Source organism: Pseudomonas kermanshahensis, assembly GCF_014269205.2.
In the GTDB taxonomy this organism is placed as follows: Bacteria; Pseudomonadota; Gammaproteobacteria; order Pseudomonadales; family Pseudomonadaceae; genus Aquipseudomonas; species Aquipseudomonas kermanshahensis.
The window spans coordinates 4,044,864-4,068,521 of the sequence record NZ_JABWRY020000001.1; the positions used below are offsets into that span (position 1 = coordinate 4,044,864).

General features: G+C 64.5%; 19 protein-coding genes. 6 read left to right on the top strand and 13 right to left on the bottom strand.

Annotated features, from left to right (window positions below):
* Window positions 1–114: 114 nt before the first annotated feature.
* Genes HU764_RS18195 through HU764_RS18205 form a run of 3 tightly spaced genes read left to right on the top strand, consistent with a single transcriptional unit; the run spans window position 115 to window position 5,584 of the window.
* The gene (locus HU764_RS18195; RefSeq protein ID WP_186703633.1) at window positions 115–1,353 is read left to right on the top strand and encodes an exonuclease SbcCD subunit D C-terminal domain-containing protein; all 1,239 of its coding nucleotides are present in this window, start codon (window positions 115–117) and stop codon (window positions 1,351–1,353) included.
* A complete protein-coding gene (locus HU764_RS18200; protein WP_186703634.1) occupies window positions 1,350–4,994 on the top strand; it encodes an AAA family ATPase in 3,645 nt (1,214 codons plus the stop codon). Before HU764_RS18195 ends, HU764_RS18200 begins: the two co-directional genes overlap by 4 nt.
* Window positions 4,991–5,584, top strand: coding sequence for a glutathione S-transferase N-terminal domain-containing protein (locus tag HU764_RS18205; RefSeq protein WP_186703635.1), 594 nt, complete (start codon window positions 4,991–4,993; stop codon window positions 5,582–5,584). The genes HU764_RS18200 and HU764_RS18205 overlap by 4 nt, the downstream gene beginning before the upstream one ends.
* A 33-nt stretch (window positions 5,585–5,617) precedes the next feature.
* Here HU764_RS18205 and HU764_RS18210 read toward each other — a convergent pair whose 3' ends face one another.
* The 11 genes from HU764_RS18210 to HU764_RS18260 form a co-directional block, all read right to left on the bottom strand.
* Window positions 5,618–5,797: a hypothetical protein gene (locus HU764_RS18210; protein ID WP_186703636.1), complete on the bottom strand. Its 180-nt coding sequence runs from the start codon at window positions 5,795–5,797 to the stop codon at window positions 5,618–5,620.
* A 136-nt stretch (window positions 5,798–5,933) separates the two neighbouring features.
* Window positions 5,934–7,064, bottom strand: a complete 1,131-nt coding sequence (locus HU764_RS18215) for a lactonase family protein (RefSeq protein WP_186703637.1) — start codon at window positions 7,062–7,064, stop codon at window positions 5,934–5,936.
* Window positions 7,030–7,320, bottom strand: coding sequence for a DUF5629 family protein (locus HU764_RS18220; protein WP_186682054.1), 291 nt, complete (start codon window positions 7,318–7,320; stop codon window positions 7,030–7,032). Before HU764_RS18220 ends, HU764_RS18215 begins: the two co-directional genes overlap by 35 nt.
* Window positions 7,321–7,459: 139 nt before the next feature.
* Window positions 7,460–9,835 carry an efflux RND transporter permease subunit gene (locus HU764_RS18225; protein WP_186703663.1) on the bottom strand — a complete coding sequence of 792 codons (2,376 nt, stop codon included), beginning with the start codon at window positions 9,833–9,835 and terminating at the stop codon, window positions 7,460–7,462.
* A gap of 20 nt (window positions 9,836–9,855) precedes the next feature.
* Window positions 9,856–10,896: a WD40/YVTN/BNR-like repeat-containing protein gene (locus HU764_RS18230; protein WP_186703638.1), complete on the bottom strand. Its 1,041-nt coding sequence runs from the start codon at window positions 10,894–10,896 to the stop codon at window positions 9,856–9,858.
* Between the two features lie 227 nt (window positions 10,897–11,123).
* On the bottom strand, window positions 11,124–13,781 hold the full coding sequence (gene pepN, locus HU764_RS18235; RefSeq protein ID WP_186682050.1) for an aminopeptidase N: 2,658 nt from the start codon (window positions 13,779–13,781) through the stop codon (window positions 11,124–11,126).
* A gap of 13 nt (window positions 13,782–13,794) precedes the next feature.
* Entirely contained in the window at window positions 13,795–14,625 is an 831-nt protein-coding gene (locus HU764_RS18240) for a DUF2797 domain-containing protein (RefSeq protein WP_085273671.1), read from the bottom strand.
* Window positions 14,622–14,882 (bottom strand): YeaC family protein, encoded by a 261-nt coding sequence (locus tag HU764_RS18245; RefSeq protein WP_027596707.1) that lies wholly within the window; start codon window positions 14,880–14,882, stop codon window positions 14,622–14,624. The genes HU764_RS18240 and HU764_RS18245 overlap by 4 nt, the downstream gene beginning before the upstream one ends.
* Window positions 14,883–14,895: 13 nt before the next feature.
* The gene (locus HU764_RS18250; RefSeq protein ID WP_186703639.1) at window positions 14,896–15,783 is read right to left on the bottom strand and encodes a rhomboid family intramembrane serine protease; all 888 of its coding nucleotides are present in this window, start codon (window positions 15,781–15,783) and stop codon (window positions 14,896–14,898) included.
* A complete protein-coding gene (locus HU764_RS18255; RefSeq protein ID WP_027596709.1) occupies window positions 15,780–16,751 on the bottom strand; it encodes a metallophosphoesterase in 972 nt (323 codons plus the stop codon). Before HU764_RS18255 ends, HU764_RS18250 begins: the two co-directional genes overlap by 4 nt.
* Window positions 16,751–17,641: an NAD(+) kinase gene (locus tag HU764_RS18260; protein WP_027596710.1), complete on the bottom strand. Its 891-nt coding sequence runs from the start codon at window positions 17,639–17,641 to the stop codon at window positions 16,751–16,753. Before HU764_RS18260 ends, HU764_RS18255 begins: the two co-directional genes overlap by 1 nt.
* 88 nt (window positions 17,642–17,729) lie before the next feature.
* Between HU764_RS18260 and HU764_RS18265 the strand changes: the two genes are divergently transcribed.
* Window positions 17,730–18,665, top strand: a complete 936-nt coding sequence (locus HU764_RS18265) for a DUF1853 family protein (protein WP_186682048.1) — start codon at window positions 17,730–17,732, stop codon at window positions 18,663–18,665.
* A gap of 137 nt (window positions 18,666–18,802) precedes the next feature.
* Window positions 18,803–19,348, top strand: coding sequence for a cytochrome b561 (gene cybB, locus HU764_RS18270; protein WP_186703640.1), 546 nt, complete (start codon window positions 18,803–18,805; stop codon window positions 19,346–19,348).
* Here cybB and HU764_RS18275 read toward each other — a convergent pair.
* Window positions 19,339–20,232: a pyridoxal-phosphate dependent enzyme gene (locus HU764_RS18275; protein ID WP_186703664.1), complete on the bottom strand. Its 894-nt coding sequence runs from the start codon at window positions 20,230–20,232 to the stop codon at window positions 19,339–19,341. The two genes, cybB and HU764_RS18275, sit on opposite strands and share 10 nt — an antisense overlap.
* A 78-nt stretch (window positions 20,233–20,310) precedes the next feature.
* Window positions 20,311–22,347: an NADPH-dependent 2,4-dienoyl-CoA reductase gene (locus HU764_RS18280; RefSeq protein WP_186703641.1), complete on the bottom strand. Its 2,037-nt coding sequence runs from the start codon at window positions 22,345–22,347 to the stop codon at window positions 20,311–20,313.
* A gap of 190 nt (window positions 22,348–22,537) precedes the next feature.
* Here HU764_RS18280 and HU764_RS18285 point away from each other — a divergent pair, with 190 nt between their 5' ends.
* Entirely contained in the window at window positions 22,538–23,656 is a 1,119-nt protein-coding gene (locus tag HU764_RS18285; protein ID WP_186682044.1) for a nitrilase-related carbon-nitrogen hydrolase, read from the top strand.
* The last annotated feature ends 2 nt before the right edge of the window (window positions 23,657–23,658 follow it).

Consider the following 23,658-nt stretch of genomic DNA (forward strand, 5'->3'; position numbering starts at 1 on the left):
AACATCCCCAGCCATGCCCCCTACCCCCACCATTGAGTTACCATACCCCCCTGCGCAACGCCCATCATCCAAGCCAAGCCCCCGCTTGCTCGACTCGACACCAACAGGTCATCCATGCGTCTGTTTCATACCTCCGACTGGCACCTGGGCCAAAGCCTGCACGGCCAGGAACGCGACTTCGAACACGCCTGCTTCCTCGACTGGCTGCTCGGCCAGCTGCACCTGCGCCAGCCGGATGCGCTGCTGATCGCTGGCGACATCTTCGACACGGTCAACCCACCGGTCAAAGCCCAGGAGCGCCTCTACGACTTCATCGTCCAAGCCCATGAGCAACAGCCCAAGCTGGACATCGTGATGATCGCCGGCAACCACGACTCCGGCTCACGCATCGAACTGCCCGCCGCGCTCATGCGCCGCCTGCGCACCCACGCCTTGGGCCGTGTGCACTGGCTCGATGAAGGCCAGCTGGATGCCGAGCGCCTGCTGATCCCGCTGACCAACGCCCGCGGCAAGGTCAGCGCCTGGTGCCTGGCCCTGCCCTTCCTGCGCCCGGCAGAAGTGACCGGCCCGCAGTTGGGTGACGATTACCTGCACGGCATCACCCAGGTGCACCAGCAACTGATTGCCGCTGCCCAGCAAAAGCGCAAGAAGGACCAGGCGCTGGTCGCCATCAGCCATGCCCACATGGCCGGGGGTGCGGTGTCCGAGGACTCTGAGCGCAGCCTGATCATCGGCAATGCCGAAGCCCTGCCGGCCAAGCTGTTCGACAAGGCCATCAGCTATGTCGCCCTGGGCCACCTGCACAAGCCGCAGAAGGTCAATCGCGAAGCGCGCATTCGCTACAGCGGCTCGCCGATCCCGCTGTCGTTTGCCGAAATCAACTACCCGCACCAGGTGCTGGAGGTGGAGCTGGACGGCGCCGAGCTGGTCAGCGTCGAGCCGCGCCTGGTGCCCCGCGCCGTGGCCCTGCAACGCATTGGCCCGGCGCCGCTCGGCGAGTTGCTGGTACAGCTGGCTGAGCTGCCGGTGATCGACTTGCTCGAAGACCCCAATCGTCAGCCCTGGCTCGAAGTGCGTGTGGTGCTGGACGAACCGCAACCCGACCTGCGTCAGCAAGTGGAGGGGGCGATGCAAGGCAAGGCCGTGCGGCTGATCCGCATCAGCGCCGAATACGCCGGGCGCACGAGTGCCGAGGACGACGACCAGGCCTTCGTCGAACTGTCCCAGATGACCCCGCAGGACCTGTTCAGCCGCGCCTGGGAACAGGCCTACGGCAACCCCGCCGATGAGCAGGCCCTGGCCGATTTCGCCCTGCTCTTGCAGGACGTCCAGTTGGAAGAGGAACAGCCATGAAGATTCTCGCCATCCGCCTGAAGAACCTGGCATCCCTGGCCGGCCCAATCGACATCGACTTCACCGCCGAGCCCCTGGCCAGCGCCGGCCTGTTCGCCATCACCGGGCCAACCGGCGCCGGCAAGAGCACGCTGCTCGATGCCCTGTGCCTGGCGCTGTTCGGCACCGTGCCGCGGCTCAACGACATCGGCCGCGAAGCCAAGGTACCGGACGCCGACGGCGAGATCCCGACCTCGGACCCGCGCAACCTGGTGCGCCGCGGCACGGGCAGCGGCTTTGCCGAAGTCGACTTCGTCGGCATCGATGGCCGTCGCTACCGTGCCCGCTGGGAAGCCAACCGCGCCCGCGACAAGGCCAATGGCAAGCTGCAACACAGCCGCCAGAGCTTCTATGACCTGGACAGCGAGCAGGTGCTTGCCAGCGGCAAGAACGAATACAAGCAACTGGTCGAAGCACGCCTGGGCCTGAACTTCGAGCAGTTCACCCGCGCAGTGATGCTGGCCCAGAGCGAGTTCGGTGCGTTCCTCAAGGCCGACGACAAGGAACGCAGCGAGCTGCTGGAAAAGCTCACCAACACGGCGATCTACACCCGCCTTGGCCAACGCGCCTTCAGCAAGGCCCGCGAGGCCGGTGAAACGCACAACGCCCTGAAAGACCGTGCCAGCCACCTGCTGCCGCTGCTGGCCGAAGCCCGCGCCGAGCTCGACCAACGCCTGGAGCAGGCGCAGCAGCAATTCAAGGCCGACCAGGCGCGTGAGCGCCAGTTGGAGCAACAGCGTGGCTGGCTCAATGAGCAGCGCCTGCTGCAGGTACAGCAGGCCGAAGCCCATGCAACCCTGCAGGCCGCCGAACAGGCCTGGCAGCAGCTGGCCGAACAGCGCCTGGACCTGCAACGCCTGGAGCGCCTGGCGCCACAGCGCCACCAGTTCCACCGGCAGCAGGCCTTGGCCGCGCAACTCACGCCACTGGCCAGTGAGCTCGACGCACAACAGCGCCAGCAAAGCGACCTGCACAACCGCACCGGCGAACTGGAGCAGGCCCTCGAATCAGCCCGCCAGGCGCTGAGCCAGGCCCAGGCCAGCCAAGGCGAAAACGCCCCGCGCTTGCGCCAGGCGTTCGCCGAGCAAGACACCCTCACCCGCCTGGAACAGGAACTGGTCAAGGCGCGCGAAACCGGCCAGCAGGCCGACCTGGCCGCGGCCGAGCTGCAGCAACAATTGCAGCAGCTGGCCGAGCACCAGCAGCGCGGCCAGCAGCAACTGGCTCACATTGAAGCAGCCCTGGCTGACAGTGCGCCCCTGGCCGCCCTGACCAACGCCTGGCAGGCCTATCGCCCGCAGCTGCAACAGTTGCTGCAAATCGGCAACCGCCTGAACCAGGGCCGCGAAGAGCTGCCCGGCCTGCAGGCCCAGGCCAGCCAGGCCAATGCGCAACTGCAGGAACAGCGCGACGCCCTCGACGTGTTGTTCCGCGAAGCCGCAGCAGAGCCTCAGGCCCTGGCCGAGCAGCTCGACCTGCTGGGTGGCATGCTGCAAGAAAACCGCAAGCAACAACGCGCCGTGGAAGAACTGTCGCGCCTGCACGCCCGCGAGCAGGAGCTGCAACAGGGTATTCAGTCGCTGCGCGAACGCCAGCAACAGGCCATGCAGCAACGCCAGCAACTGATTGGCGAAGGCACTGCCGCCAAGGCCGAGCTGGAAGCCGCCGAGCAGGCGCTGGCACTGACCCGGCAACTGCTGGAACGCCAGCGCCTGGCACGCAACACCAGCGTCGAAGAGCTGCGTGCGCAGTTGCACGATGGCGAACCGTGCCCGGTTTGCGGCAGCGCCGAACACCCCTTCCACCAGCCTGAAGCGCTGCTGCAGAGCCTTGGCCGGCATGACCAGGCCGAAGAAGCCACGGCCCTGGCCCAGGTTGAGCAATTCAACACCCGCCTGATCGAACTGCGCACCCAGGTGGGTGTGGTCAACGGCCAGATCAAGGAATACCAGCACCAACAGGCACAACTGAACGAGCAATTGCAGCCATTGGCCGGCCAACTCGCCGCCCATGCCTTGTGGCCCGCCCTCAGCGCCCATGAAGGCAAGGCCCGCAGTGGTTGGCTGGACAGCCAGTTGCAGCGCCTCGACCAAGAGATCGCCCGCGACGAAAAACGCCAGTCCACCCTGCTGACCCTGCAACGCGATGCCGCCCGCCTGAACCAGCAGTTGCAGGCTGCCAGCGAAGCCCAACAGCAGGCCCAGCGCCGCCTGGACCAACAGCATCAAGCCCTGGCTGCCGACCAAGAGCGCCTCGAACAGGCCCTGGCTGATTTCGCCACCCTGCTGCCAGCGCCTGTGTTGCAGGCACTGCACGATGAGCCAGCGCACGCCTTCCTCAGCCTTGACCAGCAGATCGCCCAGCGCCAGCAACAGCTGGACCAGCAAAAGGACGAACTGCAGGAACAACAGCAACGCCAGCAACAGCTGGAGCGCCTGCACGATCAGCAACACACCCGCGTGCAGCGCCAGCAAGACCTGCAGCAGCAGATCAACGGGCTGGCCGAGCAGATGGAAAAAGCCCGCGCCGCATTGGCCGAGTTGCTGGGTGACCACCCGCGCGCCGAAGACTGGCAGCGCCATCTGGAACAGCAGGTGGAGCAGGCCCGCACAAGCGAGGCCGAAACGGCCGAGCGCCTGCAACACGCCCGCACCCAAGCCCTGCAACTGGCCGGCGAACTCAAGGCCAACATCGCCCGCCAACAGGCGCTCGAACAGGAACACCAGCAGTTGCAGGGGGAAATCGCCCAATGGCGCGCTGAACACCCCGAGCTGGACGACAGTGGCCTGGACCGCTTGCTGGCCATGGACGACGCGCAAATGGCCGAACTGCGCCAGCACCTGCAGGCGGCGGAAAAGGCTATCGAACAAGGCCGCGTGCTGTTGCAGGAGCGTGAACAGCGGCTGCAGCAACATGCCGCGCAAGCCAGTGTCGAAGCCACGGCCGAAGACCTGGAGCAGTCGCTGCTTGAGCTACGCGAAGTGCTGGCCAACCATGAACAGCAGTGCGCTGAGCTGCGCGCCGCCCAAGCCGAAGACCAGCGCCGTCAACAGGCGTACCAGGCCCTGGCCACGGAAATCGAGCACGCCCATCAGCAGTGGCAGCGCTGGGCGCGGCTCAATGCGCTGATCGGCTCGGCCTCTGGCGATGTGTTCCGCAAGATCGCCCAGGGTTACAACCTCGACCTGCTGCTGCACCATGCCAACAGCCAATTGCGCCAGCTGGCGCGTCGTTACCGCCTGAAACGTGGCGGCAGCGCCCTCGGCCTGCTGGTGCTGGACACCGAAATGGGCGACGAGCTGCGCTCGGTGCATTCGCTGTCGGGCGGTGAAACCTTCCTGGTCTCGCTGGCCCTGGCCCTTGGGCTGGCGTCGATGGCGTCGAGCACCTTGCGCATCGAATCGCTGTTCATCGACGAAGGCTTCGGCAGCCTCGACCCTGAGTCACTGCAACTGGCTATGGATGCCCTCGACGGCCTGCAGGCGCAAGGCCGCAAGGTGGCGGTGATCTCCCACGTGCAAGAGATGCATGAGCGGATCCCGGTGCAGATCCAGGTACGCCGCCAGGGCAACGGCCTGAGTGACGTCGAGGTGTGCGGGTGATCCTCTACTCGTTCCGCCGCTGCCCTTGGGCCATGCGCGCGCGCCTGGCCTTGCGCTACGCCGGGTGCGAGGTGCAGATCGAAGAAGTGGCGATGAAGCACAAGCCCGCCGCGCTGCTGGCCTTGTCGCCCAAGGGCACGGTGCCGGTGCTGGACACCGGGGCGGGTGTGCTGGAAGAAAGCCTGGACATCATGCGCTGGGCACTGCAACACAACGACCCGCAAGACTGGCAGCTACTGGCCGACCCTGCGGCGGCGCAACAGGCCGAGGCGCTGATCGCCCGAAACGACAGCACGTTCAAGGCGCAGGTGAACCTGTACAAGTACGCCGAGCGCTACCCCGAACATACCCGCGAGCACTACCGCCAGCAGGCCGAAGCCTGGCTGGCGGAGCTCGAGGGTTTGCTCGAAGGGCGTGCTTACCTGCTGGCCGATCACCCGAGCCTTGCCGATGCCGCCTTGCTGCCCCTGATGCGCCAGTTTGCCGGGGTCGAACCGCAGTGGTTCGCCGAGGCGGCTTATCCGCGTGTGCGGAGCTGGCTGGAGGGCTGGCTGGGGTCGGATCTATTCAAGGCAGTGATGGCGCGATAGCTTCAGACTTGGCGCGAAACCTGTGCGGGCTAATCAGTGGCTGTGCTTGCCACCCAACGCCGCATAAAAATTCGCGCTCTGACGCAAGTACTGCTCGGTATAGCTATGGGTAGAGGACGCCTTGCTGCGGGTGTCGGCATGGGCATGCGTCGGCAACACGACCGAAGCGGAAATGGCGGATGCGGCGATGACCGGGAAGAGATTGAAGTTCATGTGGGCTGACCTCGACGGCGGTGGTTTGACGTTGGCCCGTTTGGGCCTTGGGTCAAACTTACGCCGCCAAGCTCACGCGTAGAAATTCATTGCGACAGTAACCATTATCACGCTGATCGATAGTCGCTCGAAACGGTCACTCGATGAACTTCAGGTCCGACGGCGCAGCCTGCGGCAGCGTCTGTACTGTCTCACCGAGCTTGCCGCTACGCGGGTCACGGCGCATGACCACGATCTGGTCACTCTTCTGGTTGGCCACCAACAGGAAGTTGTCGCTAGGGTCGAGGGCAAATTCACGAGGGTGATCGCCCTCCACCGAACGGCGTTGCAAGAACGCCAACTGGCCATCGTCCTTGCCCACGCTGAAGGCCACGATCTCGTTGGCCGTGCCGCGATTGCTCACATACAGGAAGCGCCCGTCCGCCGCCAGGTGCAGGCCGCCAGCGGCCTTGGCCGCAGCGTCCTGGTGGTCCGTCAGGGGTAGACGCTGGCGCTCGACCAGGCTGCCGTTCTGCACATCGAACACCACCACCTCAGCGCTCATTTCCAAGGTCAGGTAGGCGTGTCGCCCCTTGGCGTCGAACAGCAGGTGACGCGGGCCGCTGCCCGGCGGCAGGGCCACCGACGCCGGAATCGCTGGCGTCAGTGGGTGGTCTGTGCTGGCACCGTCGTAACGGTAGATGAACACCTTGTCGGCGCCCAGGTCGCAGGCATACAGGTGCTGGCCGTCCGGCGACAGCACCAGCGAATGCACATGGGCGCCGGCCTGGCGTTCAGGGTTTACGCCGCTTGGTTTATGGCGGGCTTGCTGAACCACGTCCTTGAGCTTGCCGTCCTTGGCCACCGGGATCACCACCAAGCTGCCGCCGGGGTCTGGCTTGACGGCGTAGTTGGCAACGAACAGGAAGCGCTGGTCGCGACTGAGGCTGGCGTGGGTCGGCTCGTCGCCTCGGGTGGTCACCTGGTTGAGCGGTTTGATCTCGCCTTTGCGGCTCACGCTGAAACTGCTGACGTGGCCTTGCGCGGTTTCGTTGACTGCAAACAGTTGCCGTTGGTCGGCCGAGAGCACCAGCCAGGAAGGGTTCTCGCTCTTGACCACCTGTTGCGGGGTCGGCGTGATCTGGCCTGTCTTGCTGTCGAACAGGTAGCGGTAGATGCCTTGGCTCTGGCCATCGGTGTAGCTGCCCACCAGCAGCGTGGCGGCGTGGGCGTTGATTGTCAGGCTCATCAGGCTAGCGGTCAGCAGGCTCGTCCAGATCCGGTTCATCGTGGTCTTCATCCGGGGCGCGAAAGGCACTCATACAGACTAGACGATGCTCGCCCTGGGCACCGTTGAGCGTCCACTCGTCACCCGTGGCGGTGGCGGCGGCGATCTGCTCGGGGGTGAAGTTCCAGCGACGCAGCTGGCGGCCGTCCATGCATTCGACGGTCAGGCCGGTTTCGTTGGACGTGAAGTTGAAAGCGTGCAGGCCGTCGATCAGCAGCATGTCGCAGGTTTGGAGGGCGGTGGCGAGGGGGGACATGAGGGTACCAATTGGGAAAAGAGCGACAGTATAGCGACATGGCACCTGTGGGAGCGGGTTTACCCGCGAATGCGTCGGCGAATGCACCACCGTATTCGCGGGTGAACCCGCTCCCACAGGCCCTCTACAGCCCCCTCACTTAATGGGCAAAAATGGATCCGCCCTCCTTGCCCACCATCTTCTCAGGCTTGATCAGGAACCGCGCCAGCGCCGGCAGCAGCCACAGCGCACCGAACATGTTCCACAGCAGCATGAAGGTTAGCATCAAGCCCATGTCGGCCTGGAACTTGATCGCCGAGAAGATCCAGGTGCACACACCAATGGCCAGGCACAACCCGGTGAACAGCACCGCCTTGCCCGTCGAGCGCAGGGTTTCGTAATAGGCCTCCTGCAACGGCAGGCCTGCACGCAGGAAGCTTTCCAGGCGGCTGTAGATGTAGATGCCATAGTCCACGCCGATGCCCACACCCAAGGCCACCACCGGCAACGTCGCGACCTTCACGCCAATGCCCATGTAGGCCATCAGCGCATTGCCCAGCACCGAGGTCAGCACCAGCGGCAGGACGATACACAGGGTTGCGGCGAACGAGCGGAAGGTGATCAGGCACATCACCGCGACGCAGATGTACACCAGCACCAGAATGGTCAGTTCGGCCGACTTGATCACCTCGTTGGTGGCCGCCTCGATCCCGGCGTTACCGGCTGCCAGCAGGAACTCCAGGCCCTCTTTGTTGTGGCTGTCGGCAAAGGCCTTGGCGGCTGCGGTGACGCGCTCCAGGGTTTCGGCCTTGTGGTCGTTGAGGAACACCAGCACAGGCGCCAGCGAGCAGTCGGCGTTGTACAGGCCGTCGGCGCGGGCGATGGAGTTGTTGAGGATGTCCGGGTTGCGCGACAGGGTCTCCCATTTCAGGCTGCCCTCGTTCATGCCCTTGATCACCTGCTTGGACACGGTCACCAGCGAGATCGCCGACTGCACGCCCGGGGTGTTCTCCATGGTCCACATCAGCTCGTCTATCGGCGCCATGGTGGAGTGGATCGAGCAGCTTTCCGACGGCGTCTTGACCATGATCACCAGCACGTCCGAGCTGGTCGAATAGTTGCTGATGATGAAATTGTTGTCCTGGTTGTAGCGCGAGTCCGGGCGCAGCTCCGGCGCGCCCTGGTCGAGGTCGCCGATTTTCAGGTTCTGGCTGTACCAGAGGCCACCGGCGAACATCACCAAGGCCACGGCAACAGACACCGGCGCCACCTTGGCACTGGCGAAGTTGGACAGCAGGCGCCAGAACGGGTGCTCGCGGGTCGCGTCCTTCTTGCTGCGCTCGACCGCCTTCTTGCTGATGCCGACATAGGAAATCGCCACCGGCAGCAGGATCAGGTTGGTAAAGACGATCACCGCGACGCCGATCGAGGCGCCGATGGCCAGCTCGCGAATGACCCCGATGTCGATGATCAGCAGGGTGATGAAGCCCACCGCATCAGCAAGGATGGCGATCATCCCCGGCAGGAACAGCTGGCGGAACGTGCGCCGGGCAGCGGTCAGTGCGTTGTCGGCGCCACTCGACTGCAAGGCGATGCCGTTGATCTTCTGCACCCCGTGGGAAATGCCGATGGCGAAGATCAGGAAGGGTACCAGCATCGAATACGGGTCGAGGCCGAAGCCCACCGCATGCATCAAGCCCAGCTGCCAGACCACCGCCACCAGGGTGGTGATGAGCACAGCGATGGTGCTGCGGATGCACCAGGTAAACCAGTACAGCAGCACCCAGGTGATGCCCAGGGCCACGCCAAAGAACATCGCCACCATCACCAGGCCGTCGATCAGGTCGCCGACCTTCTTGGCGAAGCCGACGATATGGACCTTCACGTTGGGGTTCTGCGCCTGGAACTTGTCGCGGATCTTCTCTTCGAGCAGGTGCGAGAACTGCTGGTAGTCGAGCTTGACCTGCTTGCCTTGGTCCTGCGGGTCGGGGTAGCTCTCCAGCAGCGGCACATCGACGATGCTGGACTTGAAGTTGTTGCCCACCAGGCGCCCGACCTGGCCGGACTTGAGCACGTTGTCGCGCAAGGCATCGAGGCTTTCGGCCGAGCCGTTGTAGGTATTGGGGATCACCTCGCCACCGGAGAAGCCCTCTTCGGTCACCTCGGTCCAGCGCACACTGGGGCTCCACAGCGACTTCAGCCCGGCGCGGTCGACGCCGGGGATGTAGAACACCTCGTCATGGATCTGGCGCAGGGTCTCCATGTAGTCCTTGTCGAAGATGTCACCGTTGACCGCCTCGACCGAAATACGCACGGTGTTGCCGAGGTTGGCCAGGTCGTTGCGGTGCTTCATCATCTGTTCGATGAACGGGTGCTCGAGCGGGATCATCTTCTCGAAACTGGTCGAGGGGCGGATCTGCGTGGCCTGCCAGAACAGGAAAATGCTGACCAGCACGCACAGGCCGATGACCACAGGGCGGTTGTTGAAGATCAGGCGTTCGAGCAGCGTGGCTTTGTCCTGGTGATGCGGGTGCATGGTGATGCTCTCCCTGCTGGTCATGGACGCGCCTCCTTGGCAGCCTGGTCGGCGCCTTCGGCGGTGGCCAGGTGCACGCCACCCTGCCCCACCAGCAGCAAGCCGCCGGTTGTCAGGCCGGTGACGCCGGCCAGGGCGATGCGGTCGGCACGGTTGTAGACGCTGAAGGTCTGCCCGTCGTCATGGCTGCGCAACACGCTGCCGCCGTTACCGACCAGCACCACGCTGCCATCCTCGACAAGCGTAGCGCTTGCCAGGCCGAATTCGAGCGTGCCGCGCGCGGCTTTGAGTTCGATCGGCTGCCAGCTGTCGCCGAAGTCGGTAGAACGGAACAGGTTGCCACGCAGGCCGTAGGCCAACAGCGTCTGTGGCTGGGCGGTGCCGATCACGCCGAACAGCGAGCCCTCGTACGGGCCGTCGACCTTGGCCCAGGTCTGGCCGTTGTCGCCTGAACGGAACATGCTGCCCTGCTCGCCGACGATGAACAGGCCGGCGTCCTTGATTACGGCGATGCCGTTAAGGTGCAGTTGGTCGGCGTTGTCCAGGCGCTCGGCAACGTCCTGCCAGTGCTGGCCGCCGTCGGTGGTTTCCAGCAGTGCGCCATAGGCACCCACGGCAAAACCGTGCTGGGCGTCGAGGAAGGTGACGTCGAGCAGCGGGGCTTCGCGGGACAGGTCTTCGAATTGCTTGCTCCAGGTCGCGCCGCCATCGGTACTGGCGAGGATCTGCGCATCATGGCCGACAGCCCAGCCGTGCTTGTCGTCGAAGAAGAACACAGCGGTGAGCAGTTGCCGGGTGGGAACCCGGGCCTGGGTCCAGGTCTTGCCCTGGTCGTCGGAGAACAGGATATGACCGCGATCACCGACCACGACCAGACGCTTGCCGGCCTGGGCGGCGTCGATCAGCAGGCTTTGGCTGGCCTTGGCCGATTCGGTCGAGTATTCGTCGGCAGGCGCCGCTTGCGCGGTGTCAGCCCACATCCCAAGTGCCAGCGCCAGCACCGCGCCAGCCGCCAACGGCCAGGCACCACGCCTGGCCTGCGTCATCACACGCTCCCTCATGACCATCCCCTATTGTGTTCTTCTTGGTGGGTCTGTGCGTTGAAAAGCCTGTGTTAGAGGCTTGTGGGGATCGTATCGGGGATGACTGAAGAATTACAACGAACGGGACGTTATGTTTTGTTAACCGCCCAAAAGCTTCGCGGGACAAGCCCGCTCCCACAGGTAGTGCACAGTACCTGTGGGAGCGGGCTTGTCCCGCGAAAGGGCCCGTTCAGGCTATCGAGAACTCACGCCAAGCTCTTGCTCACCACCTCATACACATCACTGGACAGCGCCCCAGAAGCCAGAATCCGCTCCAGCTCACCCTTCATCAACGCCTGACGCGCGTCGTCGTACTTGCGCCAGCGGGTCAGCGGTGCCAATTGGCGCGAGGCAATCTGCGGGTTCAGCGCATTCAGCTCGATCACCAGGTCCGCCAAGAAGCGATAACCCGAACCATCGGCCGCATGGAAGTTGACCAGGTTCTGCCCGGCAAACGCCCCCACCAACGCCCGCACCTTGTTCGGGTTTTTCAGGGTGAACGCCGGGTGCTGCATCAGCGCCTTGACCCGCGCCAGCCCGCCTGGCAGCGAACTGGCGGCCTGCACGCTGAACCACTGGTCCATGACCAACGGGTTGTCCTTGAAGTGCTCGGCGAAGGTTTCCAGCGCCTTGGCCCGCTCGGCTTCGAACGGCGAGTTGACCAGCACCGCCAGGGCGGTCAGGCGCTCGGTCATGTTGTCGCACTGGTCGAACTGCTCCAGGGTCGCCTCAAGCACCTGCGGCTTGCCGCTGAGCATCAGGTACGACAGGGCGATGTTCTGCAGGCTGCGGCGGGCAAAGTGCTCGGCCGCAGCGACGTAGGCCGTGCTGCGCGAGACCTCGCGGTGCGCCTGGTAGCGGGCCCACAGGCCATCGAACAGCTGCTCGGCGATCTGCTGGCGGGCGAACTCGCGGGCGGCGTGAATGGCATCGACGTCAGCTACCTGGCTGATTTCGGTGAGGTAGGCTTCGCCTGGCAGCGAGAGCATCTCGGCGACCATGGCGGCGTCCAGCGATTCGTTGCCCAGCACGGTACCGAGGGCGGTGATCAGGCGCGGGTCGAGCTTCAACGCTTCGCCACGTTGATGCTGGCCGATCAGCTCCTGCAGCACCTGCACCGACAGCTGTTGGCCCGCTTCCCAGCGGTTGAAACCATCGCTGTCGTGCTGCATGAGGAACATCAGCTGGTCGCGGTCGTACGGGAAGCTCAACTTCACCGGCGCGCTGAAGCCTCGCAGCAGCGAGGGCAGCGGCTTGGCCGTGAGGCCTTCGAAGGTGAAGGTTTGCTCCGCCTCGGTCACCGACAGCACGCGGCTGGTGCCGCCAGCCGCGGCTTCACCCGCCAGGCGCAGCGGCAGGTCGTTGCCTTCGGCATCCAGCAGGCCCAGCTCGACCGGGATCACAAACGGCAGCTTCTCGGCCTTGTCGGGGGTCTGCGGGCAGCTCTGGCGGAAGGTCAGGCTGTAAGTCTGGGCGCCTGCATCATACGCTTCGCTGACCTCCAGGCGCGGCGTGCCCGCCTGGTTGTACCAGCGTTTGAACTGGGTCAGGTCGACGCCGTTGGCATCTTCCATGGCCTTGATGAAGTCGTCGGTGGTCACCGCCTGGCCATCGTGGCGTTCGAAGTACAGGTCGCTGCCTTTGCGGAAGCCCTCCGCCCCCAGCAGGGTGCGGACCATACGTACAACCTCGGCCCCCTTTTCGTACACAGTCAGGGTGTAGAAGTTGGAGATTTCGATGAAGCTGTCCGGGCGCACCGGGTGGGCCATGGGGCCGGCATCTTCGGCGAACTGGTGGGTCCGCAGGTAGGCGACGTCCTCGATGCGCTTGACCGTGCGTGAGTTCATGTCGGCGCTGAACTCGGCGTCGCGGAACACCGTGAAGCCTTCCTTGAGCGACAGCTGGAACCAGTCGCGGCAGGTGACGCGGTTGCCCGACCAGTTGTGGAAGTATTCGTGGGCGACCACGCCTTCGACACGCTGGTGGGCGGCGTCGGTGGCGGTTTCGGCCCGGGCCAGCACGCAGCTGGAGTTGAAGATGTTCAGGCCCTTGTTTTCCATGGCGCCCATGTTGAAGTCGTTGACCGCGACGATCATGAAGATGTCCAGGTCGTACTCGCGGCCATAGACTTCTTCGTCCCAGCGCATGGACTTCTTCAGGCTGACCATGGCGTGGTCACACTTGTCGATGTTCTCGGGTTCGACGTAGATGCGCAGGGTCACATCGCGGCCCGACTGGCGCACGAAATTGTCCTCGACGCACCAGAGGTCACCGGCCACCAGGGCGAACAGGTAGGCCGGTTTCATGAACGGGTCTTCCCACGTTGCCCAATGGCGGCCGTCTTCTGCCGGCCCGCTGCCGATGGGGTTACCGTTGGACAACAGCACCGGGTAGCGATGCTGCTCGGCGATCACCGTGGTGGTGAAGGTGCTCATCACGTCCGGGCGGTCGAGGTAGTAGGTGATCTTGCGGAAGCCCTCGGCCTCGCACTGGGTGCAGAACATCTTGCCGGACTTGTACAGGCCTTCCAGCGCGGTGTTGCTCTCGGGGTGGATCTTCACGCTGGTGTCGAGGGTGAAACGCTCGGCCTTGGGCTGCACGGTCAGGCTGTCGGCTTCGAGCTGGTAATCGCTTGCCTGCAGCTCGGTATCGTCAAGGGAAGCGCGCAGCAGCTCAAGCTGCTGGCCGTCGAGCACCAACGGCGGCAGACCGGCACCGCGTGCCGGGTTGCGGCGCATGACCAGTTGCGCATGGACCAGGGTGTGGTCCTCGAACAGCTCGAAGGTCAGGTGCGTCTCGTCGATCAGGTACTCGGGCGCCTGGTAGTCCTTGAGGTAGATCACTTGCGGTTGTTCGGTACGCATGTGCAGGTCCTTTTTACTGGAGCACGGCCAATTGGTAGGCCGTGTACTTGCGAATGTTGATCACGCCGGTGTCGAAGATCAGGTACTGGCCCTTGATGCCCAACAGCGTGCCTTCCACTACCGGGTTCTTGTCCAGGTTGAAGCTGACGATCTTCGTCGGGTAGGCCTCGACCGGGTAACGCATCTGCACCACTTCGGCATCCGGCAGCGGCTGAATCGCCTGCAAGCCGAAGCGCCCTTGCAGCTCGCGCAGGCCGTCGGCACAGGCATCGAAAATCTGTTCACGAATGGCCACCAGGTCCAGCGCTTCGGCGTCACCCTTGAGCAGAGCGCGCCAGTTGGTGCGATCCGGTACCTGGCTGCGCAGCACGTCTTCGACCAGGCCCGACTGCTGGCGGGTGGCAACGCGCATGATCGGCAGCGCCTGGCTGGCACCCTGGTCGAGCCAGCGGGTGGGCAACTGGGTGGCGCGGGTAATGCCGACCTTGACCCCTGACGAGTTGGCCAGGTAGACGACGTGGTCGGTCATGCAGAACTGCTCGCCCCAGGACGGTTCGCGGCAGGTGCCGGCGTCATAGTGGCAGCGTTCCGGGGCCATGATGCACACGTCGCACTGGGCCAGCTTGGTCATGCACGGGTAGCAGTAACCCTGGCTGAAGCTGGTCTTGGTGCGCTTGCCGCAATGGCTGCAGTGAATGGCGCCGAGGTACTCGAGGCGCAAGCGCTGGCCGATCAACGGGTTGACCGGTACCTGCTCTTCACCCAGGCGAAAGCTGTATTGCACGACCGGTGCCTCAAGGCGCACCGCCATCTTGCTCAAAGAGCCACGAGCGAGTTCGATCAATGTACCGAGTCCGACTTGAACAGAATGTTAGGGATCGGCGCAGACTTCGAGGCGCACTCTTGCGGCCCCATGTAGCCGGTACGCTGGTCTTCGGGGAGGTTTTTCATTTCCCAGGCGATCACCGCCTGCAGCGACAGCTCTTTCTGCTCGGCAGTGAGCTTGCGGCCATCAGACCATTTGCCGATTTCCACGGCCGTTTTCAGGCTCTCGTAGATCTCGGGAGTAATGTTTTCAATCATTTGCGCGAAAGTGGACATAGCGTCTCCTAATTCAAGCCGACAGTTTACGCCGGGCCATGCCGCCACCCAAGAGCCCTGTCAGGCATCCGATGAGCAGGCCGCCGACGTGGGCGGCGTTGGCGATTTGGCCGAAGCCGAGCTGGCCGACTACGCCGGTCAGGCACACCACCAGCCAGATCAGCATCATCACCAGCACGCCCTTGGGCAGGTTGAAGTGCGGGTTGGGCGCCAGCCACTGATACAGCCAGATGTGCCCGAGCAGCCCGTACAGCACCCCAGAAAGGCCACCGAACAGGCTCGCGCCACTGGTGTAGTGCTGGGCCAGGTTGGAAACCAGGCTGAACAACAGGGTCAGGCCCAGCAACAGCCAGGGCCCCTGGCGCAGCTCGATGCGCTTGCCCAGTTCCCAGTACCACAGGCTGTTCATGGCCAGGTGCAGCACGCCGAAATGCAGCAGCATAGGCGACACCAGGCGCCACCATTGGCCTTCGGCGAGGCCCTGGGCCAGCGGGGTGAAGTAGAGGTAGTCGCCCTGCACGCGGAAGTCGAGGAAGGTGAACCAGCCAATGGTCGAGAAGTTGTCGCCAAGGCCGGTGATGCCGGCAACGATGAAGCACAGCAGCAGGACAGCGGCGGTGACCTTGCAGGCTTTTACCTGGTCTTTGAGGGAGGGCTGTGTGGGGGCACTCGCGGCTGAATCCCCTTCCACAGGGGCCTGCGCAAGCTCAAAGTCGGCGTTACCGTCGGGATAGCGTTGGTAGAGTTGCAGCACATCCTGGGCCAGCGTGTCGGGGGCCCACAGGACCTGGACTTCACCTTCTTCACTGACCCGGTGTGGCACCTGCAAGCGTTGCAGCAGGTGCACGAAGCCGCTGAGGTCGACCGACAGCGGCAGGCGCATCACTTCGATTATGTTCATTGATTGGCCTGTGGGCGGTCGACGTCGACCCAGACGAACTTGTGCGGGTCGATACGGGTTTCATCATCCAGCCGATAGGCGACCAGTTTGCCGTAAAGCACCGCGCTGTAGTCGAGGCAGGCCAGGTTGTCGCGGATCGGCGCTGGGCGGCCGCTGCGCCAGTAGTGGCCGACGAACAACAAAGGCTCGTCCTCGGCATAGCGCAGCAAGGCGTTCTTCTGGGTATGGCTCAGTGGCGTGCTGGCGACGGCTTCAGGCAGCGCATCGGGCTGGAACACGATGTCGCCATAGGTTTGCGGGTCTTCTTCCCAAAACTTGGTGCGGAAGAACGCGCGGGTCAGGCCATCGCCACCGGTTAGGGTCAAGCCGTCCGGCAGGCGCATGTCGGTGCCCCGCAGCAGGCGATTGCACACGGTGGCGGCAAAGCTGCCGGGCACGGCCGAGGCCTGGATGAAATGTTCGTCGATGCGCCCATCCGGGTATTGCTGGCGCAGCGGCTCGATCAGCCGTGGGTCCCAGCAGGCATGCACCAGGCGGAAACGCCCGGCGTCGACGAACAGCGGCAGTTCGTAAAACCAGTTGACGAAGTCATGCCAGTCGCCCGGGTGGTGGGCGAACTGCGTGAGGGTCTCGTCGATCAGCCGGGCGTGGCGTGGCGTATGTTCGCGCACATGGGCCTTGCCGCTGCCGGGCAGCGCCGGGGTGACCCAGCCCAGGGCGTTGTACTCATGGTTGCCCATGATGCAGAACGCCTGGCCGGCCTCGACCATGTCGTGCACGATGTGCAATGCCTCGCGGATGCGCGGCCCACGGTCGACGATGTCGCCGAGGAACAATGCCTGGCGCCGCGGGTGACGCCAGACGCCGGCCACACGCTTGTAACCGAGGGCGTCGAGCAAGCGTTCAAGGGTCAGCGCACAGCCATGCACGTCACCGATGATGTCAAAACTTCGCGCCGGATCGAGCATCAGTCGTCCCTGCTTCCAAGGCGGCTGCCCCAGCCGAGTTTGGTACGGCACACTTCGTAGTAGTTATGGTCCAGCGGGTGGATCAGGCGCAGTTTCTGCGGCTTCTTGCTCACCGTGATGGTGTCGCCAGGGGCGCAGGTGAAGTGGTTCTGGCCGTCACAGGACACCTGCGGGTAAATCTGCAGGTCCTTGGCCACGACAATCTTCAGTTCGCTGTTGCCGTCCACCACGATCGGCCGCCCCGACAGGGTATGCGGGTACATCGGCACGATGACGATGGCGTCGAGCTTGGGGTGCATGATCGGGCCGCCGGCCGATAACGCGTAGGCGGTCGAACCGGTCGGGGTGGCGACGATCAGGCCATCGGCCTTCTGGCTGCAGACGAACTGGCCGTCGATGTAGATTTCGAACTCGATCATCCGCGTCGACTTGCCGGGGTGCAAGACCACGTCGTTGAGCGCATCGCCCTGGCCGATGGCCTCGTGGTGACGGCGCACTTCGGCCTGCAGCAGGAAGCGGTTTTCCACCAGGTAGTGGCCGTCGAGCACTTCGGCGACCTTTTCTTCCAGTTCGTCAGGGCGGATGTCGGTGAGAAAGCCCAAGTTGCCGCGGTTGATGCCGAGCACCGGGATGTTGTGCCGGGCCAGCGCGCGGGCGGCGCCGAGCAGGCTGCCGTCACCGCCGACGACGATGACCAGGTCGCAGACCTCGCCCAGCAGCTTACGCGTGGACGTCTGCAGGCCGTGGCCGGGCAGGACTTCAGCGATGGTGTCCTCGAGGATCACGTGCAGGTGGCGCTCGAGGAGGAATTTTTTCAGTCGGCGAATGGTGTCGAGCACCTGCGAGCTGCCAAGGCGTCCGATGATACCGATATTGCGAAATTGCTCCATGGGGCTCCTGCGAGGCTCTGCGGCGGGTGACTATGCGCCGATTATGGGCGAAACGACCGGGTAGCGGCAAACCGGCTATGCTCGCTGGATGATGCCTTTCGCCGAACTCCACGACTTGCCTCGCCAGTTGCGCCGCCCTGCCGTGCGCGACCTGGCCTGGGCATTGCTGTCGCCCCCGCTGCTGAGCGCCCCGCCCTGCCCCCAGCGCCACCCGCTGGCCGGCAGCGCCTGGGCCGATGATCCGCAACGCCTGAAGGCCTGGCTGCTGGCCCTGGATGCCGACGAGCAAGCGCTGCGCGACAGGCTGGCGCGCCTGACCAGTCGGCGGCTGGGCCTGTACTACGAATGCCTCTGGCAGTTCGCCCTGGGCCAGGCGCCGGGCCTTGAGTTGCTGGCAGCAAACCTGGCGATTCGCGCAGGCGGGCAGACGTTGGGTGAGCTGGACATTCTGTTGCGGGATGACGAGGGGGTGCAGCATTTCGAGTTGGCCATCAAGTTTTACCTGGGGCCGACCCACAGCGATGGCCGAGACCCGACGCAGTGGCTTGGCCCAGGTTGCCATGACCGGCTGGGGATCAAACTGGCGCACCTGACTGGGCATCAATTGCCGATGTCCAGTGGCGCGCAGAGCCGCGCGGCCCTGGCCGGGCTTGGCGTGCAGCAGGTGCAGGCGCACCTGTGGCTGGCCGGTTACCTGTTCTACCCATGGCCTGGGCAGGCAGAACCGCCCGAGGGGGCCAACCCACTGCACCTGCGCGGGCGCTGGTTGCGGCGGCGGGATTGGTCGATGGCCACTGGCGAACGCTGGCAGCCTTTGCCCCGCGATGCCTGGTTGGCACCGGCGCGGGTCGAGGCGAATGAATGCTGGACGGCACTGCAGTTCGGGGCTTGGCTGCGGGGGCTGGATGAGCATGCGCCGGCGCAGATGCTGGTCAGGCTGGAGCAGGAAGCCGAGGGTGCCTGGCATGAAGTGGAGCGGGTGTTTTTGGTGGCTGATAGCTGGCCACTTTTGCCCACGCGATGATTCTGCCAGCGAAGAGGCCAGTACAAGCAACACAATTTTCACCGACCTGGAGCAAAGATTGGTTCCCTCAAGCGGATACAGTGACTACTGAGCGCCACCAAGAGCGCCACTTCAAGACCTGATGATGAGGATCAACCATGGTTTCATCCACCCCCACGCAACATTACGCGCGCCTGTCCATCGCCCTGCATTGGCTGATGCTGGTGCTACTGGCCGTCGTATACGCCTGCATCGAGTTTCGCGGCCTGTTCCCCAAGGACAGCGCCGAGCGCAATCTGATGAAGGACCTGCACTTCATGCTGGGCCTGACCGTGTTCGTGCTGGTCTGGCTGCGCCTGGCTGTGCGCCTGAGCCGCCCCACCCCGCCCATCCTGCCCAAGCCACCGGCCTGGCAGACCGGCCTTGCCCACCTGATGCACCTGGCGCTGTACCTGCTGATGATCGGCCTACCCCTCGCCGGCTGGCTGATTTTGAGTGCCGCCGACAAGCCAGTCCCTTTTTATGGGATGGAACTGCCGCACCTCATCGGCGCGGACCCAGACCAGGCCAAATTCATCAAAGGCTGGCATGAACGCATCGGCAGCTGGGGTTACTGGCTGATCGGCCTGCATGCAGTGGCCGGGCTGTATCACCACTACGTGCAGCGCGACAACACGCTGCTGCGCATGCTGCCCTACAAATAACCGCGCCGGCCTTGCAGGCCACCGGTATGCAGCACGATCAGGCGGGTGCCGGGCGCGAACAGGCCGGCCTCGACCTGCTCGCGCAGCGCCAGCAGGGCCTTGCCGGTGTAGAGCGCTTCTAGCGGCACGCCTGTGTGCCGCTCGCAAGCGTCGATGAACGCCAGCAGCTCGTCGTCGGTCCGAGCGAAACCGCCCCGGCAGGCATCATGAAGTTGATAGCCACTGCCGCCGCCCAGATCCATCACAACGTCCGGCACGCCGTGATCGCGGGGCACCGCCAGCGCGCCGTGCACGTCATGCGCGCCCGCCTCTGCCAGCACCAGGCCGGCCAACGTTGTACCGGTACCCACGGCCAGCCACCAGGCGCTGTAATCGTCCCAACCGATCTCGGCCAGTTGCGCGCGCGCCTGCGCGACGATCAACCCGCAACCCTGCGCGCCGGCCAAGCCGCCGCCGCCTTCGGGAATGCAGTGCCAACCGGGGTAGCGTTCCTGCCAGGGCTGCCAGAAACCCGCCTCATGACGGGCGCGGTAGCCGCCATAGCCGAGCCAATGCACGTGCATGCCCAACGCCTGCAGATCCCGCACCGTCGGCGTGTCCTGGGGGTGGCCACGCAGCAGGCCGGCCGTGGCGAAGCCGAAGCGCTTGCCGGCAGCGGCCAGGGCATGAAGGTGGTTGGAGTGGCTGCCGCCGAGGCTGATCAGGCCAGGGGCACCTGACTCATGGGCGTGCTGGAGGTGGTGGCGCAGCTTGAACCACTTGTTGCCGCTGATCAGGGGGTCGATCAAGTCCAAGCGCAGGATGGCGACTTCGACCTTGGCGTTTTGTAGCCAGGGCAGGTTCAGGGGGTGAAGAGGAGCCTGGGGCAGGTCCAAAAAATCGATAGACATGGATCGGGGCCTGAAGCGAAGGCTTCAGTTTATCAGTGAACATCGGGGGCCGCTTCGCGGCCCCCGGCTATCTCAAAGCTCGGCAGCCAACCGCGAGCCTTGGTTGATCGCCCGCTTGGCATCCAGCTCGGCCGCCACATCCGCGCCACCGATCAAGTGCACCGACTGGCCTGCGGCCAGCAAGCCTTCTTGCAGCTCTCGCAGCGGCTCCTGCCCGGCACAGATCACCACGTTGTCCACTGCCAGCAATTGCGGCTCACCGCCGCCGACCCGAATATGCAAGCCGGCATCATCGATACCCAGGTACTCCACGCCGTTGAGCATCTGCACCTGCTTGTTCTTCAGCCCCGTCCGGTGGATCCAGCCGGTGGTCTTGCCCAACCCGTCGCCGACCTTGGACTGCTTGCGCTGCAGCAGATACACCTGGCGTGCCGGCGCGTGCGGCGCAGCCTTGATGCCGGCCACACCCCCGCGGGCCTCGAGCTGGGTGTCGATGCCCCACTCTTTCCAGAACGCCTCGCGGTCCTGGCTGCTGGCCACGCCCTGGTGCACCAGGTATTCGGACACATCGAAACCGATGCCACCGGCGCCAATCACCGCGACCGCATGGCCGACTGGCTTACGCTGGAGCAGCACGTCCAGGTAGCTGAGCACCTTGGCATGCTCGACCCCCGGGATCGCTGGCGTACGCGGCGCAATCCCGGTGGCCAGGATGACCTCGTCGAAGCCGCCGTCCACCAGCGCCTGTACATCGACGCGGGTGTTCAGGCGCAGGTCTACGCCAGTGCTGCTCAGCTTGTTACGGAAATAGCGCAGGGTCTCGAAGAACTCTTCCTTGCCCGGCACCCGCTTGGCCACGTTGAACTGCCCGCCGATCTCGCCAGCGGCATCGAACAAGGTCACCTGGTGGCCCCGCTCGGCGGCCACGGTGGCGGCAGCCAGGCCGGCCGGGCCAGCACCGACAACGGCAATACGCTTCACGGTGCGCACAGGCAGGTAGTTGAGTTCGGTTTCGTGGCAGGCGCGCGGGTTGACCAGGCAACTGGTCAGCTTGCCGCCGAAGGTGTGGTCCAGGCAGGCTTGGTTGCAACCGATGCAGGTGTTGATCTCGTCAGCGCGCCCGGCAGCGGCCTTGTTGACGAAGTCCGGGTCGGCCAGGAACGGCCGGGCCATCGAAACCATGTCAGCATCGCCTTCGGCGAGCACCGCCTCGGCGACTTCCGGGGTGTTGATGCGGTTGGTGGTGATCAGCGGAATGCTCACGGTGCCACGCAGCTTGGCGGTGACCTTGCTGAACGCCGCCCGCGGCACTTTGGTGGCGATGGTTGGGATACGCGCTTCGTGCCAACCGATACCGGTGTTGATCAGGGTCGCCCCCGCCTGCTCGATGGCCTTGGCCAGCAGCTCGATTTCGTCCCAGGTGCTGCCCCCTTCGACCAGGTCCAGCATCGACAGGCGGAAGATGATGATGAAGTTCGGGCCCACCGCCTCACGCACACGGCTGACGATCTCGACGGCCAGGCGCATGCGGTTTTCATAGCTGCCCCCCCAGCGGTCGGTGCGGTGGTTGGTGTGGGCGGCCAGGAACTGGTTGATGAAGTAGCCTTCCGAACCCATGATCTCGACGCCGTCATAGCCGGCCCGCTGGGCCAGCGCGGCGCAATTGACGAAATCGGCGATCTGTTTCTCGATGCCTGCTTCGTCCAGTTCTTTGGGCTTGAACGGGTTGATCGGCGCCTGGATGGCGCTGGGCGCGACCTGGCGCGGGCTGTAGGCATAGCGCCCGGCATGGAGGATCTGCAGGCAGATCTTGCCGCCAGCGGCATGCACCGCCTCGGTCACGATGCGGTGCTTGTCGGCCTCTTCCTCGGTGCTGAGCTTGGCAGCGCCGGAATAGACGCCGCCTTCGTCATTCGGAGCGATACCGCCGGTGACCATCAGGCCGACGCCGCCACGGGCGCGCTCGGCAAAATAGGCCGCCATGCGCTCGAAGCCGCCGGGGCGTTCTTCAAGACCGGTGTGCATCGAACCCATCAGGGTGCGGTTGCGCAAGGTGGTGAAGCCCAGGTCGAGCGGTGCGAGCAGGTGCGGATAACGGTCGGCAGCCATGGAATGTCCCCCTGTGGCGTGATCACGGAATGCGGGTGCCTCGCCAGCTGGCGGGCCCCGTCGTTTATCTGCCACTGACATTAAACAGCTGTTTGAACAGTCTCAATGATCGAAACTGACAACTTATTGATCCTCCCGTACAGCAGGGCTACCCTAGACAACTCCAACTTCCAAGGCGCTGTACCGCTTCATGCAAAAACTTCTGGCAAGCGCCTTGGCGCTGGTGATGATAGCCGCCCTGTGCGGCTACGGCTTCTGGACCCAGCAGCGCCCGGAAGGCCATTACCTTTCCGACCTGCGCATCGAGCTGGCGCTCAATCATGGCGTGCCCGGTGAGCGAGGCAATTTGCTTGGCGTCGAACCGCTGCTCTACCCCAGTGACTACCAGAACCTGCAACGCCTGCACCGCAAGCTTTCGGCCTATTTGCAGCAGGCTCGCGTACAGGGGCTGGTCGGCCCACGCACGGTGGTGGTGCTGCCCGAGCACATCGGTACCTGGCTGTGGGCACGGGGTGAAAAGAACGAGCTGTACCAAGTCACGCAGAGCCGCGAGGCCTTGCAATGGCTGGAGCTGAGCAACCCGCTGCGCTATGGCCTGGCCATGCTGCGCGCCAACGCCGACGACTGGCGCAGCGATGCCCACCTGCGCATGAAGGCCGAGCAGATGGCCGCCGATTATCAGCAGTTGTTCGGTGGCCTGGCCAAGGAGTTTGGTGTCACCCTGGTGGCCGGCTCCATCGTGCTGCCGGCCCCCTATGTCAAACAAGGTGTGCTGCACGCCGGTAATGGCCCGCTGTACAACAGCAGCGTGGTGTTTGCCGGCGACGGCTCGCTGCTGGGCCAGCCACAGCGTCAGCAGTACCCGGACAGCGAAACGCGCCGTTTCATCCATGATGGCCGCCAGCAACCGCTGCAAGTACTGCAAACCCCGGCCGGGCGCCTGGGCGTACTGGTCGGCAGTGACAGCTGGTACCCGGAAAACCACCAGCAACTGACACAACAATCCGTGCAATTGATCGCCAACCCGGTATTCCTCAGTGGCAAAGGCAGCTGGGAGGCGCCATGGCGTGGCAATCGCCATCAGGACGCGGCGGCGGAGCTCGCCCTCAAGCGTGGCGAAGTCAGCGAACAAAACGCCTGGCAACGCCTGACCCAGGCCGCTGGCGAAGACGTCAGCAGCATGAGCGTGTTCATGCGTGGGCAGTTCTGGGAGCAGGCCAGCGATGGCCAGGGCTTCGCCCATCAGTCGGGTCAACTGCTGGCGGGCAACCCCAGCCATGGCGCCCGCCTGCTGAACCTCTGGTTGTAACC

Bases quoted from the DNA above. Each gene is read 5' to 3' on its own strand.
- HU764_RS18195 (WP_186703633.1), top strand. From the start codon at position 115: ATGCGTCTGTTTCATACCTCCGACTGGCACCTGGGCCAAAGCCTGCAC.
- HU764_RS18200 (WP_186703634.1), top strand. From the start codon at position 1,350: ATGAAGATTCTCGCCATCCGCCTGAAGAACCTGGCATCCCTGGCCGGC.
- HU764_RS18210 (WP_186703636.1), bottom strand. From the start codon at position 5,797: ATGAACTTCAATCTCTTCCCGGTCATCGCCGCATCCGCCATTTCCGCT.
- HU764_RS18215 (WP_186703637.1), bottom strand. From the start codon at position 7,064: ATGAACCGGATCTGGACGAGCCTGCTGACCGCTAGCCTGATGAGCCTG.
- HU764_RS18220 (WP_186682054.1), bottom strand. From the start codon at position 7,320: ATGTCCCCCCTCGCCACCGCCCTCCAAACCTGCGACATGCTGCTGATC.
- HU764_RS18225 (WP_186703663.1), bottom strand. From the start codon at position 9,835: ATGCACCCGCATCACCAGGACAAAGCCACGCTGCTCGAACGCCTGATC.
- HU764_RS18230 (WP_186703638.1), bottom strand. From the start codon at position 10,896: ATGAGGGAGCGTGTGATGACGCAGGCCAGGCGTGGTGCCTGGCCGTTG.
- pepN (WP_186682050.1), bottom strand. From the start codon at position 13,781: ATGCGTACCGAACAACCGCAAGTGATCTACCTCAAGGACTACCAGGCG.
- HU764_RS18245 (WP_027596707.1), bottom strand. From the start codon at position 14,882: ATGTCCACTTTCGCGCAAATGATTGAAAACATTACTCCCGAGATCTAC.
- HU764_RS18250 (WP_186703639.1), bottom strand. From the start codon at position 15,783: ATGAACATAATCGAAGTGATGCGCCTGCCGCTGTCGGTCGACCTCAGC.
- HU764_RS18255 (WP_027596709.1), bottom strand. From the start codon at position 16,751: ATGCTCGATCCGGCGCGAAGTTTTGACATCATCGGTGACGTGCATGGC.
- HU764_RS18260 (WP_027596710.1), bottom strand. From the start codon at position 17,641: ATGGAGCAATTTCGCAATATCGGTATCATCGGACGCCTTGGCAGCTCG.
- HU764_RS18265 (WP_186682048.1), top strand. From the start codon at position 17,730: ATGATGCCTTTCGCCGAACTCCACGACTTGCCTCGCCAGTTGCGCCGC.
- cybB (WP_186703640.1), top strand. From the start codon at position 18,803: ATGGTTTCATCCACCCCCACGCAACATTACGCGCGCCTGTCCATCGCC.
- HU764_RS18280 (WP_186703641.1), bottom strand. From the start codon at position 22,347: ATGGCTGCCGACCGTTATCCGCACCTGCTCGCACCGCTCGACCTGGGC.
- HU764_RS18285 (WP_186682044.1), top strand. From the start codon at position 22,538: ATGCAAAAACTTCTGGCAAGCGCCTTGGCGCTGGTGATGATAGCCGCC.